We start from the raw sequence: 19,516 nt of genomic DNA, 5'->3' as shown, positions 1-19,516 counted from the left end.
CAGCCGAAACTTTGCGTACGGCTGTGTCTGTTCGTGACTTAGGCTTATCCATTGAGCATGTCAAACAGTATTGGGTTCGCCAATACCAAGTAGAGAGTGGTGCTTGGGTCGCGCTTGAGGAAAGCGAAATAGAATTGTTCCGTGACGATACCCAATCGGCAGGTGCGGGTTTGCCTTCGAGCGACCCCGAAAACTATTACTACGTTTATTGGGCAGATTTTACTAACGGCAATATTCTTAAGCGCACTGATGCGCGCAATGAAAGGGTTAAAGTTGTTACCGAAGTAAAAACGCCTGACCATGTTGTTACAGAGGAAACGGTATACGAAGTTGGTTTGCCAATTGCCGAGCGCCGTTACATTCAACCAAACAGCTCAGACATAAATGCTGGTAAAGATATTTACTATACGGCTGTCGATCAGTATCACTCGTTAGAGCGTACCGGCGGCATGGTTGTGGCTTGGGCTTCTCAAACTCCGTTGATGTTTGAGCAAGGGTTAAACCTTAAAGAGTTTGATAAACAAGGCGCGAATATACCGCGCACCGGCTTGTACCTAATGGATGCGGCCGATGAAGCGTTTAGCGAGGGCAACGGTAATGTTCATGTTTACTCATCCCTATTAAACCCAGCTGCTGAAGTATTTGCCGGTACCATCTCCTCTGTTAAAGCGGAGCAAAATATCATTGTTGCAGGCAAAATGGGCTTTGAGCCTGCCGAGTTTATACCCGACGATGAGTTAGCTAAATCACTACTAGAAAGTAATGGTTTAACCGACGATGAAATAGAAGCTGTACTCGAACAAGTGTTTGGTGAAGCAGCAAATGGCGGCGCTTTTGTTTCTAAACTTGAAACCGAAGTAAAAGCAGATTGGCTGGGCGGAGATACTGGCGCAGAAGGTAGCGGAGAGCTTTACTACTCTAACTTGGGTGGTGAGTTGCTAGTGTTTAATACTGTCAATGCCGATAATAACTTTGGCTTGCCTTATATTTTAGCGGGTCGTATCGATCTGCCGTACAGCGATGTTTATGGTATAGATACCAAAGATAATATTGCGTTTGTAGCCAACGGTAACGGTGGTGTACAGGTAATAGATATAAGTGATTTGGGTGCGCCTTACCATGTGGGTTATATCAAGCCCAACGGATTTACTCGCGACGTTAAAATAGCAGGCCGTTACGCATATATCGCAGCGTCTCACGAAGGTGTTGTAGTTGCAGATGTTGCCGACCCGTCAATGCCTATTATTGCCAAAATAGACACTTTGGGTATAGCCAACCGCATTGAAATAGTTGGTAACCGTTTATTCGTAACAGATATGGCAGGCGAGGGTTTTACTTCTGCGGTTAACGTAGTTGATATTAGTGATCCTTTCCAACCTAAAATGCAAAGTGTTGTTGAACTACAACCCGCACGTAAAGATCTAGTGTCTGACGGTGTTTACGACGTAAAAGTACTGGGTAATCTTATTTATTCCAGCGTTTTGTATTCCGATCAAGAAGACATACCTGCGCAGTCTGTTGTTGAAATTGTTGATTTAAATAAACTATCCCAGCGCGCGGTCGATCCTAGTGTCCCCGTTATGGTGAACAGGGCAGTTGTTGGTAACGACATTGCACCAATGGATATTGCCTTGGCGCGTGGTGCTATTCAAATTGCTTCGGGTAAGCAGGGTGTTAACCGCCTAGAATTGCCAGAACTTACTGTACTTGAGCACTCGCCTTACTATGAGCAGTTTGATGTAAGTACAGCAACGCATAATATTATTATCGAGCTTTCGGCAGTACTTGGTCAGAGCATTGATCTCGCTCAATATATTCAGGTGTTTGAAGGTAACCCAGCACTTGGCGGTGTTGATATTACAGATCAATTCTCTCTTGGCTTTGAGCAGCGCTTCAATTCAACCGCAAATGCATACGAAGATCATCGTCGCATTATTAAGTTAGAGCACTTCGATAATAATCAGTTTTACGCTAACCAACGTTACTATGTACGTGTAAAAGCGGGTTTACCTGCACTCACTGGTTATCCGTTAGGCACAGATTACGAATTTAGTTTCGTTACTGCGGCCAACGATGGCGCTGCACCACAAATAACATCTATTTGTACTTTGGTGTCTATTCAGAATGGCGAAAGTGGTTGTAGAGCGGCCGGCTCCATTAATGGCGGCACCGAGATTGCCGTACGAGGCTTGAATTTCTCTGATAAGCCAACTTTGGAAATCGGTGGGCAAGCGCTAGTTGTGCAATCGTACACCCCTGCAACAATTGATGACCCGTACGGTACTATCTTTGCTAAAACCGCGCCTAATTATGCAGGCCCAGCCGCTGTAAAAGTTACCAATAAGCAGAATCTGAGCGATACCGTAATAGGTGGTTATACCTATGTGGATATTCTCGAAATTAGTTTTATCGACCCCGCTGTTGTTCGCGTAGTACAGGCAGGTGAGGGCGACGAAGTTTCTGTGGTCGGTTTTGGCTTCCACCCCGGGGTTAAACTTACCGCTTATAAAAGCGGTGTGCCTAGTTCTGCAATTGTTTCTAAAGTAAATGGCGATAGCTTGTCGCTTTACAGTGCAGAAAAAATGACGTGGGTAGTGCCAGACTTTAGTGATGGTGCCGGTCAACCCTATCGCGGGTTTGTAGATGTACAAATTAGCGATGATTTAGGGCGCAGCTTCTTACTACAAAATGCTTTGTTCTATGGCCGATTGGTAATAAATCGTAGTATTGAAACTGCGGATTTAATTACACCCAAGAAAGTAGACGAGTACCTAGAGCCACCTAGCTCGAACGTGAAGAGCCTAGATCGCTTGCCGCCAGGTGAAATTGTAGATTTAGCGGTAGATACCGATTTGAACTGGGTGTATGTGCTTGGTCGCGGTGTTCAATATAAGAAGGGCTTAACAGACAAAGGTATGTGGCTAGATAAAGTGTCTAGCAAAGATGCGTTTTACACCTACTACGCACCTAGTTGGATAAGCTTAGTTAAATACGATCGTACCGACTTAACTGAAGCGGCTCCGCGTCACGGTTTTGGTTACTACGATTTACCACAAGACCTTGTAGCTACGGATATCGCTTTAGATAAAGAGTATCTCTACGTTACGGCAACTGGGTACCAGCTAGATCGTATCAATACGCCATACGAAGATACAAACGTACTACTTGTATACGATCGTGAATTGCGCGACGAGGTAGATATACCTGAAGAAGGTAAAACACGGGATATTTTATACTCGTTACCTCTACCTATAGAGCACACACCAACTAAAGCGATAATTAAAGATAAACTGGTCTTTATTGCTGCCGGTAGCGATGGGGTTGTTGTTGTAAATATAGCGGACCCAGTTAAACCATCGGTTGTAACGCGCTTAACGCAAGGTACAGTAGCTGGTAAAGCAAAAGCGTTATTTGTGTGGGATATCGAACTTGTTGGTAAACAATTGCATGTGGTTGCTGGGCTTACAGCAAGCCCTAGCACTAAATACCGCTTTGTATTTGATATTACCAAACCCTCACTACCGCAACTGGGTGCGAGTAACTTTGTTAATATAAGTGCGCCCTTAGTAAATGAAAAAGCCTTTACTACAGGTGGAAATTTACAGCTGGTAGACAGTACTTATCCGCAATATTTACGTGCAGACGGCAGCTATAACGGCTTTGGTTTTTCTATACCTGGCACCGTTACATCCGCAAATAGTTTGGTAAGCTCAAGCGTATTTTTAAGTCGCGAGCCGCTGAAAGGCGATAACAATAAGAGCCCGAATATTGGCTACTCATTAGGTGGCGAAAAAGTATCGTTCTTTAATTCTGGAAGTGGTGCACTTAGTCGTTTTTACTTGGGTGCTTATGACGTAAGTGATCGCAAAAACATTAATTTGCTCGATGCGCTTGTCGTTGATATTACGCGATCTGCAGCAGATGCTGGTGTTGTTGAAGATGGTCGCGAAACTGTAGTAATGACCGACGATGGTTTGGCATTATTTGCGGTTAACCGTTGGATGGATGGCAGTGCACAAAGTTTTAGAAGCTCGTTAAACTTTGTTGACCTGTTGGTGTTAGATCTAGCTTCGACCTCACCTGCAAAAGGTGCCAGCGGCGTACATCTAGATAAACCTATTGTGTTGAACTTTACTCAACCCATCGGCTATTCCGAAGATGAACTGTTGTCGTATATTAACTTGCATAAGGATAACGGCACTGCAGATTTAGAAAGTGTTGCGTTCACACTTTCTTTTGAAGGTGATGATCGACGTACAGTTGTTGTTACTCCAGAAGATTCGCTCGAATCAAATCAACGTTACATCGTGAATTTAACCGGCGTAGCTTCTAGTCGTCGCACACAAGGTTTGTTTGATTACGCTTTAGATTTTGTTACCGGTTCTGCTACAGGCCCCGAGCTTGAATTTATATCGTTAGAGCCAAGTGTTTCAGACGTTGATGGTGGCCTAGTTAATGTAGTGTTAAACAACGGTGGTAATGCGCCTAGCTTTATGGTGTCTGGCCAAGCAGCTAGCGTAATAAGTAGCACACCAAATGACGATGGCTCTGAAACCTACTCAGTTCAAGTGCCGGGTAATTCACCAGGGCCTGCCAGCTTAAGGGTTGTGCGTAATGATGGCGATACCGTAGAAGTTGTGGGGGCGCTATATTACGTAGAACCGCTGCTGCTGAACAGTATTTCACCAAGCGCCGGTAGTTTAGAAGGTGGAACAATAGTAACTATAAAAGGGCAGGGGTTCCGCAGTGGCAGCAATGAAATGTCTGTGCGCTTCGGCCCTTATTTCGCCGCAACCGATAGCATTAAAGTAATCGATTCTGAAACGTTACAGGTCACTGTGCCTGGCGGGCGTATTGGTTCTGTAGACGTGACGGTAGAGGTTATTGGTAAGCAACAGGGCGTGCTTAGCAATGCGTTCGAATATTTGCAGCCAATGCAATCGCTTATCCGCGCTGGCGAAAAATCTAAATCCACATACTACGACGCGGTTCGCGACCCTAGCGGCACTTTCTTAGTGGTGGCTGCGGGTACAGATGGTGTGGTGATTGTAAATACCGATGCATCCACTTATACCGCGAACGAGGAAAACCCACTTAACCCTGAAGATTTATTAGAGTTAATCGATCAGGATGGGGATGAGCAAGACGATCGGCTTGTTGCCAATATTCGCCTACCTGGTGGGTATTCTGCGCTGTCTGTTGCTACTTATTTTGAGCGCGGTTTCGATCGAGTGTTTGTGCTCGGCGCAAGAGTAATGGGAGAGCAGGCGGCTGATCCTAAGCTATTTACTTTATCGTTTGATGCTATAGATATTAGCCAATCTACTATTATCGAAGAGCTTGTGTTGCCAGTGAACGCTGCTCGCCACATTGAAATAGAGAATAATCGCGTACTTGTTGGCGGCGATAAAGGCGGTTTGGTAATCGTCGACTCCTATTTGCAAGATAAGCAATATACTTTCGATGCGTACCCAATGCCACAGCAGGGTGCAGTGTTAGATGTTGCAGCGTTTAATAACGAGTCTATAAAAGATTCTTTGTATGCGCTTGTTGGGGGCGCATTCCACTACGGTGATAACAAGTTAATATCTGAAGAAACTGTTGGTGCAGGTGGATTTTATATCGCTACAAACGGCCCAGAAAATGGCTTCCAAGTTTTAGCTAGTTTAGATGTACCTGCCTCTAAAGTTGTTGTGGATGGAAATGTTGCCTACCTCGCAGCGGGCAGCAGTGGTCTAGTAGTGGTTGATATTAGCAACCCAGCAAAGCCTGCAATATTAAGCCGAGTGGCCAATATTGGTTTTGTATACGACATAGGTTTGAGTGGTGGCTTCATTTATGCCGCACTTGGCGAAAATGGCGTTAAAGCAATTGATGTAACCAACCCTTATGCGCCTGCAGTACGCGAAGGCTTTGATAATCTAGAAACTGGGTTTATTTCTACTGTTGTAGCCGGTGCTTACGCCGCTTATGGCTTAGGTTACGATGAATTTAGCAGCATAATTACTGTGTTGCCTGACGCAGTATTAAAAATTCATCACATCGACCCAGTAAACGGCCTGCTTGATATAGGTTTAGACGGTTTTGCTAAATTTATTGTTAGGTTCAATAAAGCTATTGATTTGCATAGCGCAAACCTAGGTTTATTTAGTGTGTCGGATAGCGCAGGTCGCGACCTGTCGATATCAACACAGATAATTAATAACGATGCAATTATAAAACTTGCTCAAAGTGAAGTTGACCAACTAACAGTTGGTGACCTACTTGACGTAAATATTCAAGCAGGTGTAGCCGCAGTTAAACCGGGTAACGGCAACGATTATTTGGTGCTTTACGAACTGAAAAAGCCAGTAACCAAACAGTTTACCTACCGCGGTGAACGCGCAGAAATGCCAGAAATCGATAGCGTTGTTCCGCGTCGCGTACCTGTGAATACAGCTAAAACTGTAACGGTTTCTGTGCGTAATGCTTCAGAAAATCTAACTGATATTCGATTCTTCCTAGGGGCACTCGAGCTAAATTTAACTGGTATACAAGTTAGCGGTGATGATGGCGAAGTAACTATTGCAGAAGTGGTTGTTCCTGCTATCGCTAACGCCGGTTTGTATGACCTACGCGTAGAGGTTAAACACAACTCGCTTTGGGTTAGCGATACGTTAAGAGGCGCAGTGGCGGTAGATGCACCAATAGAAATACAGAGTATTTCACCTCTGTGGGGCCCAATTAGCGGTGGTAGTCGCATCACAATTACAGGTAACGGTTTTGAGCCTGGTACCTCTATTTCTGAAACCATCAAACTACGTTTGGGCTCGCTGCCGCTAGTTGGTTTGGATGTGTACTCAACTACTGAGATGACCGCGTTAACGCCTCCTGGTTCACCAGGTAAGCACACGCTGGTAGCTACAGACCGTCACGGTCGCACAAGTGTTGTAGATAACGAAGAAACCTTCGGTTACGGCTTAAAGCAGCTTGCGGCTATTAGCCCTTCACGCGTAAATATCAATGAGTTGCTTGAAGCCGATAGCGGCGCTGTTATTGCTACTACGGGTCGTTTACAAACGACGCTAGACCCAACAGGTAAGGACTTAGTTGTATTTAACGGCGTAGCAGCGGTACCCGATAACTATCGCGTAGCGAGTTTTGACGTTGAGAACCCACTGCAGCCGTTAATGGTAGGTGGTGCTTACGCGCTAGATTCATATTCTGTAACGGGTTCTAACACAATTGGCGATTATGCATTTGGTTTAGATTCACTCGATATATATCAATCGCGTGAGCTAGAAGAAAATGTGTGGCGAAATCGTTTATATGTTGCGTCTGGTAATGGCGGTATTGCTCGCTTAAATCTCGACGAAGAAGCGGGTATGCAGTTTATTAGCGAGCAGCCTGCTGGCAACGGTGAGGAAAGCTACGACGCGCCAAGTAAACATATTGTGGCCATCGAAAAAGCTGGTTACTCGGTACTTGCTGGTAGCGTGTCGCCTAACGGTAAAACTCCAAGTCAACCTGACCCTATTTGTGTACATGCAATTGGAGGCGAGTACAGCGGTAATATAGAACTGCATAACTATATTGCTCCATTCGACCCTATCTATGTTGGCGAACTGCCTAGTGGCCAGTCACCTATATTTATTCATAAGTACGATGATTGGGTGTTTTCTGGCGGTGCGCGTAAATCTGTTGGTTGGGTACCTGGTGCATGTGGTACTACACCGCCATTTACTGCTGGGCCATTGGCAGTTAGTAACAATACTGTAAATGTAATTAACCTTGTTGATAAGAACGTTACGTACGACGTCGTGTTTAGTGCTGGAGTAATGGATGTTGCTGTATACGGTAATCATTTAATTGCTGCACTTGGTGCCGAGGGCATCGAGATAGTGCCTCTACATAATCTAGAACAGCACTTAAAAATCAACTTTGATGGGTTGCAAGCTGTTGCGGCAACTGCGACTAAGTTAGATGTTTTCGGCTCTACTTTATTCGTAAGCTCTGGTCGTGGCGTTGTTGTAATTGATATTGCAGATATCGATGCACCGCGCATATTGTCGGCGGGTAATAGCGAGAAAGTAGAAAGTATTTTAGTTAAGAAAGGTACATTAGTGGCCGGTGCGTCTGATGGCCTTAAAACTTTTGAGTTTACCCACTCATTTGTATCAGATTTTGGTGTACGTGAAGGTGGCTTAGTAGAGGCTGGCGATAACCTTTCGTTAACTATTGCCTTCAACGAACTTACAACAATAGATTCCGTTATTGCTGATGGTAATGTACTTGTAGAAGTTGTTGACACTGTTACTGGTGAAGCAAGCAGCGTTTCTGTAGCTGTTGCACCTGTAGATGAAGCAGAAGGTTTAGCAACAGAGTACACGGTAACGTTCGATAGAGTGCCTAACGCGCAAATGCGTTTAGCTGTTAATGACGCGCGCAATGGCAGGGGCGGCTCTATATGGGCTAAATCTGTACGAACATTCAATGTTGCACAAGAAGGCGATATTGATGTTCAAATTCATCGTGTAGATGGTGGTTTATTTGCGGTTAATAACCAACCGTTAATTGCTATTACTGGCGCAGGCTTTGATGGCGTTACTGAAGTATATGTAAATAATTACCCAGTAGATTCTGCGCAAATTATTAGCGATTCACTAATCGAAATACCAGCTAAAGCCTTTGAAATGGCGGGTATTGTGCTTGAGCCTGGTCAGCACAATATTGCTGTTGTTTCTGGAAGCTTCCGAGCCACATGGCACGGTGCGCTGTTGGTTGGCGATTCTCTAGACGGGCTAAGTGAAGCTGATTTTAAACTTAGCGCAGATTCAGCACTAACAACCGGTGGTGAAACCATCGAGATTGACTCAACCCGGCAAGTGATTTTGCCAGGCACTATTGCCGTGTTGAAAAAGCATCGCGACCCAGATTATTTAATTCATACAGGTCGTAGCGAGTTTGATGAGGTGTTTGGCGAGTACACCATTGACCTGCGCGACGATGTGAAAACATTGCAGAAGTTTTCATTCAACTTGCCTGCAGTAATCGATCCAGAGCTGTACGACTTGTATTTGCGCATACCTAATGGTAGCGCCCATAGCAGTGCCGACAGTGATACTTACCATAAAATATTTGTGGGTAGTATTTCTTACACTCAAGCGACAGGTATAGAAATAGATTTACCCAACTATCCGCCGCATGTGATAGGTGCGGGTCAATTAGTCGATGATATTTTGTTTATTGGCTTAAAAGAGGGTGCGACTACTCGCAATGCTTATAATCGTTTCCTATTGGAATACGGTTTAGAGATTTTCGATATTAATATTTGGGAGCGTCCTGTTCGATTAAGTCAGCTTGCCCTTGATGCGCCAGTCCATGGTATTGCGGTGGTGGGCAACAGCCTGCTGTTAGCAAATGACAGCGCTGGCGTTCAGTTGGTTGACGTTACTAATTTAAATCAACCGTTGCTGCTAACTGGAATGAGTATTCCCGGTTACAGAGCAATGGATGTGGATTTCGATTTTGTTCGCGGGTTAGGTGTGGCTGCTGCCGCGCATCCGTTCGATACAGGAATACTCCGCTTCTTCGAACTTGAGCAAGGTGAACTGGTTCCAGCACAAGGGTTTGGCTCGATTGAATTCAGCGAAGAGGGCGATGATCCACTTCGCCTGTTTGGTACACCTGCAGATGTGCAGTGGTTATCCGATGGCAGCCTGTATGTTGCATTTGTACGCGATCAGCAAGTATTTGTTGCTATATTTAATGACTTGCCAAATGCAGCCCAATACGAAGTAATAGCCATTGATCGCTTAAAAGTAAGTAAGCCTTCAGATGTATCTATGCACGTACAGAATGGCCAAATTATTCTTAAGTCTGAATCTGCAGCTAATGCACCAGAAGATCTAGACGGCAGTGCGCAAGACGTTGTTGTATACACTCGCACTGCTAGTGGCTACGAACTATCTTATTGGCAGTTGCTGCAAAACGGTCACAGCGAAATTATAGAAAATAGTGGCGAAGTATTTACATCGGTTGCAGACGGTATGCAAGTTGTAAATGGCGGTGCCTTTGCTGTTTCCAGCGTTGAGCCTTTCGCCAATGCCGATTTGGGTCAAGGCGAAACGGTAACTATAGGTTTCAATGACTTATTTAATACAGATTCTGTACACGTTACAGAAAACATCGAAATACTGGGCGCCGATGGGCAACCTATACCTGCCGATCAATATGAATTGGTTGCGGAAAACACGCTGCAAGGCGGCCGCTTACTTGTTAAGTTTAGTAATCAATTAACATACAACGGTGTGATAACGCTTTCTGTATTAGAAAGCTTAACGAATCTAGATGGACGTCAATTAAACGAAGCGTTTACTGCTAGTTACACTATGTTAGCTGGTGAAAGACCATTTATAGATTCTGTGGTAAGAGAAGAAAACGGCGAGCTGTTAAATCATTACTTCCATGCCAATGGTACTGAAGTGGCGATCGTACGCGGTGCTCGTTTTGGTACAGAAAGTGATCAGCTTGAGGTCTACATAGGGACAGAACTCATTAATGCGAGTGATGTGACATTAGTCGATGGTGAAACGCTAAAACTAAATGTGCCTGACCTGAACGTAGATGGCGTAAGTGCAAGTATGCCTTTGCGTATAGTGCGCAAAGATAGTGGTTTGGCTTACGTGTTATACGGTGCGTTAAGTATTCTTCCGCAAATAGAAATCGACGATATAAATCCGCAAACTGGTCCTCCACAGGGCGGTAATTATGTAGATATTTATGGTCGTGGTTTTAGCCACTACAGTAATGTGCTATTCGGCGGCACTTTAGCTGGCGATTTAAAAGTTTATAGTAGTAATCACATTCGCGTTAGGGCGCCAGCAGGCAGCTTTGGTGAAGTAGAGGTTACAACTACATCTGATTTATTTACTTCGGAAGTGGCTGTTTCTCCAACGGCATACTTCTACACTGGTCAGGGTACCGGTTCGGTTAATTTGGCTAATGACCAATCTAGCCCCGTGGCCGCAATTGCAATGCAAAACCAGGTGCTTTATGCAGTAACCGGCGGAGCATTTGAAGTTGTTAATACCAGTGGTGATATTACTGCCAACTTGTCGAGCACAACCGCTCGTTTGGTGTTGGCAGATATATCTGATCCTGTTCACCCCATAATTTTAGAAAAAGAATTTGCAGGTTCGAGCTTCCCATACCACTTTGATGTACAAGGCGGCGTATCGCCTAAGGGCTTTATAGACCTATATGTTAACGACAGCCTTTTAATTGTTCTCGGCGGCAAGCAGTTATTCCTGTTCGACATTACTTTGCCAACGGACCCGCTACGACTGCAAACGGTTAACTTGACCCACGAGGCTAACTCGATTGCGGTTGAAGGTTCTACTGTTGTGGTTTCGCATGCTAATGGCATTAGTATGTACCAGCTAGTAGATGAAGCGCTGCGCTCAGCAGGTAGCTTATCGTTACAGCAACTTGGCTCAGTGCCAGGTAAAGTCAAAATCTATAGCGATAGTTTGTGGGTAGCATTACCAACGGCTAAACAAGTTATTGAAGTAGAGCTTGCTTCCGGAACATACGGCATAAAACGTCGAGTAGATACAGTCGACAACGTGGATGCCGGCATAGCTAATAAATTAGCTGCCAGTGATCTTGTAGTAGTTAATAATCTTCTATTGGTTGCTACAGGCTCGTCTGCATCGGTTCAGGCTTATGTTCTGAACAGCGAAACTTCTGCAACACCAGTAGCAAGTATCAACCTTGCTTACCTTGTAAGCCAGGGTACGTTGTCTGCAAATAATCTTGCAGTGTGGGGGCAAACCTTATACGTCGTTGCCGAGCAGGGTGATGTTCAGATATTTGATATATCTAATTGGCTGCTAGGCGAATTTACTGCTGCTGTTGAATTACAGAACTACTTCTCTGTGGTGGGTAATGCGTCTTCAATGGCGTTTAGCCCCAGTGCGATCTATGTGGGTTCAAGTTTTGCTTATATAGGCGACGAGCCAGCGGAGAACCCCATTGACGAAGATGTAACTCGCATGGGCGGTGGTTTAACGACTGTTGTAAATACAGATCTACTTATTCACGCTCAGTGGCCCGCAGTTAGTGGCTATTTGCCTTATCAAGATGCCATTCGAGTTTCGTTTAATAGGGTGTTGAATAACCAGCAATTACAAAACAACGCCCAAGGTTTAATTACTCTTACTGAAGTGGGTGGTGGAGTGATTACAGGCTTTGTTTCTCAGCAAATAGATAACGACGGCGCGAATTTAATATTCGTACCTTCGCAGCCTTTGGTAGCTGGCAATTTGTATGAGTTCAATATTGATCAATCTATTCAAACTCTTCACGGTCAAACGTTACCTAATGATTACACGTTCCGCTTTACAGCTGTTGAGGGTGCTCAGCCAGTTATTGCCGATGTATTCCCCATTAAAGGCAGTTGGCGTGGCGGTGAGATTATTACCATTACAGGTAATGGTTTTGACTCTAATTCGGTAATTGAAGTAGGGGGCTTTGAAGTGCCTTCGGTTGATGTGCTTTCTGTTTCTGAGAACACATTAGAATTTATATTGCCCGGTTTGAATAGCGCACCACAAGACAACAGATTGGTGGCAATAAGTGTCTTGAACGGTCCGCTACAGGCTACCGATTTATCTGCATTTACCTACGTGACAGATCCAACGCTATCGGCAATAGGTAGCTACAACCGCACTAGTCAAACACTTGATAAAAACGATAAAAAGTTCTACTTCAATGCCGGTGAAGTAATTGGCATGCAGGGCAAAGGCTTAAGTGCTGATACCCATATCCGTGTAAACGGAAAAGATGTACCAAACGTAGTAGAGGAGCGGTATCAGGAGCTAAGCTTTGTTGTTCCTAATAATACGGTTGGTGTACTTAATGTTGAGATTAGCAACGACGGATTTGCAGAAGATACCATTGCAGACACAACGCTATCTGTTGTGCTAGATGGCAATAAACAGCTGTCTGACGTGTCTAAGGTTAAGCAAGTTGGTAATAACCTGTTTACATTCTCTAACTCAGAAGTGCGTATTTATAGCATTCAAGATAGCACTGTACCTGCGTTCATTTCTAAGTTTGATGCTGGCGGTGTAATTCGTGATATTGCGGTTGATGGCTATGATATAGCTGTACTACTTGCCGATGGAGCCACGGTGCATTATTACTCGTTGGCGAATATTTATTCCGCTCAGTTTGTAAATGCATTTACGAATCAAAGTGGTTTAAATGCCAGCGAAATTATAATTCGCAATGGCGAAACCTACTTGCTGGCCGATTCGTCAGTACTGGTGGGTTCGTATAATGGCTATGAGTTACTTGCGCTAGATGTATCTTTCTCTATTGTTGAGTTAACAATTGCTGAAGATGCGCTTTACCTAATTGGTGCTACCCAAATAGAAAAGCGTTTACTTTCAGACCTTTCTCAAGCGGTTGGTACCGTATATGGCGATTTCTCTGGCTTGTTACAAGCTAGCGTAAATAACCAATATCTAACAATAGTACAACCGTATGGTGTTCAGTTATTCGATACTTATCAATTTGATGAGAACGCGTTACTTGATTCATTATCTTTCAATTCAAGAATTTACTCGGCAAGCTTAGTGGGTGATCTACTCACATTGCATACTGCTTCTAATGTTGCCGTATACGATGTGGATTACGATCAAACTTACGGTTTGCAAATTAGTTGGAAAGCAGATGTAGATAACGAAGGAAGTCGATTAACGGCCACTAAACACTCTTGGATTAACAGCGGCGTTCTGCATTGGCTGGATAGCACATCCTATTACAGCGTTGAATTACCGTTCGCTAACCTAGAATTGGTAGACCCATATTTAATAGGGTCTGAAAGCGATGTAATTAGTTTAACTGTGCAGCGTCAGCCTTTAGATTGGTCTGTGAGTGAGTTATCTGTTAAACGCTCTAGCGACGGTGTTGCAGTAGTTGGCGGTACGGTACTACAAGGCAACGCCCTAAGCTTTAGTGCAATTACTGGTAGCTACGAACCGGGTGAAGCCTACGATCTACAGTTAACAACGCTGCCGAATCAGTCACTGGATGGCGGACACATCAATTTAGATATGCCTCGCCGCATCGTTGCGTCTAACGCTTTCGATCAAGCTGAAATAGCAATCAAACGATTTGCACCAGCTACAGCCGTTGCAGGGCAAACGGTAGAGTTTACTGTTTATGGGCAGGGGTTAAACACTGTAGAGCGCTTGGTGTTAGGTAGCTTGGAACTTAATAGCTCCCAATTTAATGCCAGCGCGGATGGCAGCCGCATTACCTTTAATGCAGCAGTGAATAGCGTAGGCTTAGTAAGCGTAGCCGTATCGCAAGGTACCACTACCGACGGAATTCTAGCAGCATTGAACGTAGTGCCTGCTCTGTCTATCGACTCTGTTGAATCCTCAAGTAATTTGGGCACTACCTCGGTTAGTAACCTTGGTGGCGACCAGATAACCGTTAACGGTCAAGGGTTTACTCACGATTTAACTGTGCACTGGTTAAGAGCTGGTGTGCAAATGGTGCCAGATGCCAGCAATAAAGTAGCGTTCCATCTTTCGGGCGGTGAGATCACATTAAATGCGCCTGCAGCTCAACCCGGTCAGGCGTATGAAGTGGCCATTAAGCGCGTATCTACTGGCGAGTTGGTGTTCTCGGGCGAACAAAACCAATTGCTTGCAGTGGATAATAGCAAGCCTAAAGTAACGGTGGTGTCTGCACCTTCGTACCAGAATGCTCTTATTTTGGAAGGTGACGAAGCGCTAGTATTGGCAAGTTTAAATGGCTTTAGCGTAACTAAAACCTTTAAGGACTATAGCGACCTAGCGACAACCTCCATAGATGTTTCTAATCGCTTTGTACTTTCGCAGTTAAGTGATACCCGTATTAAGTTAGGTTTAAGGGAAGGTTTTGCGCTTGAGCACAATGCTCTTTATACATTTGTAATAAGTGGTATAACTGACACCGCACAAAACTTGCCGTTTGACGGCGAGGGCATGATTGCTGGTGTATACACCACCAGCTTTGTAGCTAACGATACTCTGCCGGCTAAGTTAGATTCCATTCGGCTAGCGCTAAACGGTAGCTACGTGGAAAGTACTACGTCGTTAAAACGTGGGGCTGCGTACACATTTATTCCGCAAGCAGAAGATAACTATCAAACTAGCGCTCAATTGCGCTATCAATACCGCGTTTCTTTCGATGGTGGTTTGAACTTTGTAAATAACTGGACCCAGTCTGAAGAGTTCACTTTACAGGTACCGTCTTATGCATCGAACCTTGTACTTAAAGTACGAGTAACTGATGCAAGTGCAAACGCCATTGAGAAAAACTTCAATGTTGTAACTGTGCCTGCGAGCGTACAGCTTTCTAGCAACCCTCAATTCCCTGCGTTCTTTACTAACCCTGAGTGGGTTGAAGAGCTTAATCCATCGGAAATTGGTTTCCACTTGGTAGGGGACTTAGAGTTAATTAAAACTGCAGAAATAAAAGTGTTTGACGACGGCGTATGGCAGCCTGCGCTCGTAGATAGCAGTACGGGTAAAACGTCAATCCAATTTAATCAGCCACGCTTGTCTGATCTGAACGGCCAAACAACTATTCCAGTTAGATTGCGAGTGGCCTATGGCTTACAAAGTGAAACAACTATTGCCAACTTTGCTGAAAGCTATGAATTAAACCCAGATTCAACAGCGCCTACGTTAGCATTTGTTGCGCCTGGTAATGGTGGGTTCGTTCCACGCGGCGAGCAGGTAGATGTGATTTTACGTAGCTTTGATCAATACGGTATTGATCGCGTTGAGCTGTGTAAAGATAGTGCTTCTGCAAACCCATTTGATGATGCTCAAGCTTGTTCGATACTTTCTAACCCGAATAGCTTTAAGTTTACTGTTGATCCAAATGCTGTAAACGCGATAGTGCTGCATGCAAAAGCAATAGACACCAATGGGCTAGAAAGCGCGGTAGCAACGCTTACCTTAAACCCATACGACGGCAGGGAAGGTGCGCCTGAGCTACGTGTGATTTCGCCATTGGCTGGCGATACATTTCATGCAGGTGAAACTATTAACGTGCAGTTGTACTTGCACAAGCTTGTAGAAGCAGAGCTTTATCTAGATATAAATGGAGACCCATCTGCTAACGGCAGTTTAGGGCCTATTTCTGTGGCGCGTACTACAGCTAGCCCTTATACGGTTAATACAACGGTTACTTTGCCAGCAGATATAACCCGCAGTGGCGTTCTGTTATTAAGGGCAGAAGCGGATAGCGAAGGCCGTGCACTTAAAGCGCAGACAATAGTTAACTTAATTAAAGACGATGGTATAGAAGCAGAGCCTGTACTTGAGCTAACTCCAAGTGATCGTATTTTAAGTGGGGCAAGTCTGTTTGCGAAAGCAACTGTAGATCAAGCAATGGATGACATGGCGTCACAGTCGCGTTTGACCATTGAAGAGAATGCAGTAGCAGAAAATTTCGCCTACGAAGAAAATATCGTTTATACAACAGCGAACGCAGTGTCTGCTTTAACCGCGACGGCCCATTTACAAGATCGTAGTGGCCACAGCAAATCGTTACAGTCTTCACTCACTATGACTGAGTACTTTGTTGACGATGCGACACTGTTGCTCGAAGGCGACCCATTATGGGTAACTGCAGATGCCGTAGTATTCCCAAGTGTGAATGGCGGTACCCTAATAGCGCAAAACCACTATGAACAGGGTTATAGACTGGTAAATGCAGCAGGTGAGGTATTGTTTAGTGCGCAGTATGGTCATTTAAAACAGCTTAGTTACCAAGGTGGTTACCTGCATGCGCTAGTAGATTCGGTGCAGGGCAAATTAGTACAGGTATTTGCGGTTGCCAACACAATTAATGGTGTGGTTATCTCGGAAGCTGGCGCTAAACCAATCCAGGGCGAATACATCGGTGCAATTGGTAATCAGCACTTCATTCGTTACGGTGCAGTAATAGGGGTTACCGAATTTGACTCAAATAGCCAAGAGTGGGTGGATTTACTCGGTACAGCCATTGATGTTTCGGCTGTTAAAGTTCAAATAGATAACTCTGCTATTTATGTTCTAGGTAATGAGAAGCTATTTGTTTATGAACTAACAAATCTAAATACGCTTACTCTAGCCAATGAATACGAGCATGGGGTTACTTCACCCGTAGGTTTCACCATACAAAACCACGCGTTATATATTTGGAATGACGACCAAATTGCTCATTATCAGCAAGCTGGCAATGAGATAACTGTATTAAATACACTGTCGTACACCGGTAAAGTTGTTAATGCTAAGTGGGATGCGAATATAACTTGGCTGCTAATCGAAAACAGTTTAACGGGAAATTATTGGCAAGCACTCGAAAGCGGCGAGTATGTGGGGCAGTGGATGAACGCCGCTACCAAGCTGTTCTTTGGCGCTTCCGATGTACTTTATATCGAAAATAACGATGTTTTTGCCCGTCCTAGGACAAATCCGTCTGTAGCATCTGTAACTGTATTGACGGAAGCCACCGCTACGGGCTTTGATCTGATCATTTCGCCCGTCATTCCAAGGGCGCAATATCAAGTTTGGGATGCGAACGGTGAACCAGTTAACTACACCATCGCAATTAACGATGATTCTTCACTGCGTATTAAATTAAGTAAGCGAAATGTTAATAGTGGTGAAACAGTTTCATTTACCACCACCTATAGCGGCACCCTTCAATACGCGACATTACCTGATGCTAACGGCACGGTATTGTTGTTCGTGCCTACTAATAACGCAGTATTGGCTCAAGGCTCTAAGTTACCTGTTTATGTGTCTTCTGGTGACGATGTTGTAACGATTCAGCTAAATGGTGAAGCTGCGCCTGCGAGCTATTTAAACGGTTCGATGGTTTGGTTGCAAAATGGCGACCAAGCTTCAGATGTAAGCGTTAGCGCAACAACAGCGCAAAGCTACGATAGTGTTAATTACAGTGTGGTGGAAACTACCCCTGTGCAAACAACTATCAATATTGGGGGCTTTGAAAATAACGCGATCTTTACAGAAGGCGACGTTCTGAACTTTAACTACACTGCACAAAGTAACAACGGAGACACTCTGCAGTATGTAGATGCACAATTAAGAGACTTTAATAACAATATTTTATGGAACGCAACACTCACTAGTGCTGAAGGCTCTGTGGCGCTAGTATTACCAAACGTGAATGTGCAAGAGAATTATCGTTTAGTGGTAAATGCCTACTACAACGACTCTTATACCAAGGCATCTGGTAATAGATTGCTGCGTTTATCACCTAGCTATGCATTACCTGAGCCCCGTTTAGACGGCCTTCCTGCACGAGTGTTCTCTGGTGGTACGTTATCGCTACAAGTAGCGAATAATTTAGATGGAGTATCAGCATTTATAACGGTGCGTGATGGCAGCGGCGCTATTTTGCTTACCGGCGGTGAGCAACTAGTATTCACCGTGCCTGAGCAAGTTACAGAATTAAATGTAGATGTAAGGCTAGAGAACGGCTTGGGTAATGTGTCATCAAGCCGCTTTAATGCCCAGGTAGACGTAGGCTTTGACGTTTCATTATCAACCTTAACGCACGCCTTTAATGTGATTCGCCCAGAAGTGGGCGGCTATTGGTATGCTAATGGCAATCAATTAACACACAGTGGTGGAGCAACTAAAGTATTTGAAGCAGAGGTTACTGCAATAGAGCGCGTAGGTGCGCGCTTGCTAGTAGCGCTAAAAGGTTTTGGTGTGGCCTTTGTAGATGTAGCCACACTAGAAATAATAAGCTTGCAGCAATTTACTAATTCAATAACTGCGTTAGCGCATAATAATGGTGTGCTTGCTGTGAATGAGGCAGGGCAACTTGCATTCTATGCAATTCGAGCGAATGCATTAGAGCTAATTGTTAAGCACAATAATTTACAGCCACATACCATTGCAGTTTCAAATCAAGGTTTTGCGGTGTCTGCTGCAAACACATTGCGTGTGTTCGGTATAAATGGCAATGAGCTATATTCTTACACCGCAATTGCTCCCATTTACGATGTGCTTGTTCAGGCTAATGCCATTTTTGCAGCAATAGATAACAGCATTGTTCGTTTCGACACTTCCTTAAATATTCAAGCAACAATAGCCGATATACATGCCGATAAATTGGTTGCCCACGGCGGGGATATTTTAGCCATAAGCGAAAATGAAGAGTCGCTTACAGTAATAGACGCACGTCACAAAGATGTGTTGTCGAAACTAGCGCAACATGCAGTTGCTATGGGTGTAGGCGTTAATAATGCAGTCTGGACCGGCGGTAAGCTGCTGCTTGGCGATTCGCGTAATACTGTAGTAGAAATTACCGAATCGCTTGATTACGTTGCTCCTTTGTACCGAGCTTCTCGCTATGGTCATCAGCAAAAAGGTAGCGTTACAGACGTAGCAATAAATCAGGGGGCGGTAATAGCTGCGGCTAATAACGTTGGTGCCTATATAGTTCGTAA

General features: G+C 44.5%; 1 protein-coding gene (only partly in view). It reads left to right on the top strand.

This entire window lies inside a single protein-coding gene on the top strand: locus tag SDE_RS10750, encoding an Ig-like domain-containing protein. The 43,830-nt coding sequence extends 8,914 nt beyond the window's left edge and 15,400 nt beyond its right edge, so the window shows coding positions 8,915-28,430 — codons 2,972 (partial) to 9,477 (partial); the first complete codon in view begins at position 3. The start codon and the stop codon both lie outside this window.

Source organism: Saccharophagus degradans 2-40 (assembly GCF_000013665.1).
Taxonomy (GTDB): domain Bacteria; phylum Pseudomonadota; class Gammaproteobacteria; order Pseudomonadales; family Cellvibrionaceae; genus Saccharophagus; species Saccharophagus degradans.
This window is presented reverse-complemented; position numbering and strand designations above follow the sequence as displayed.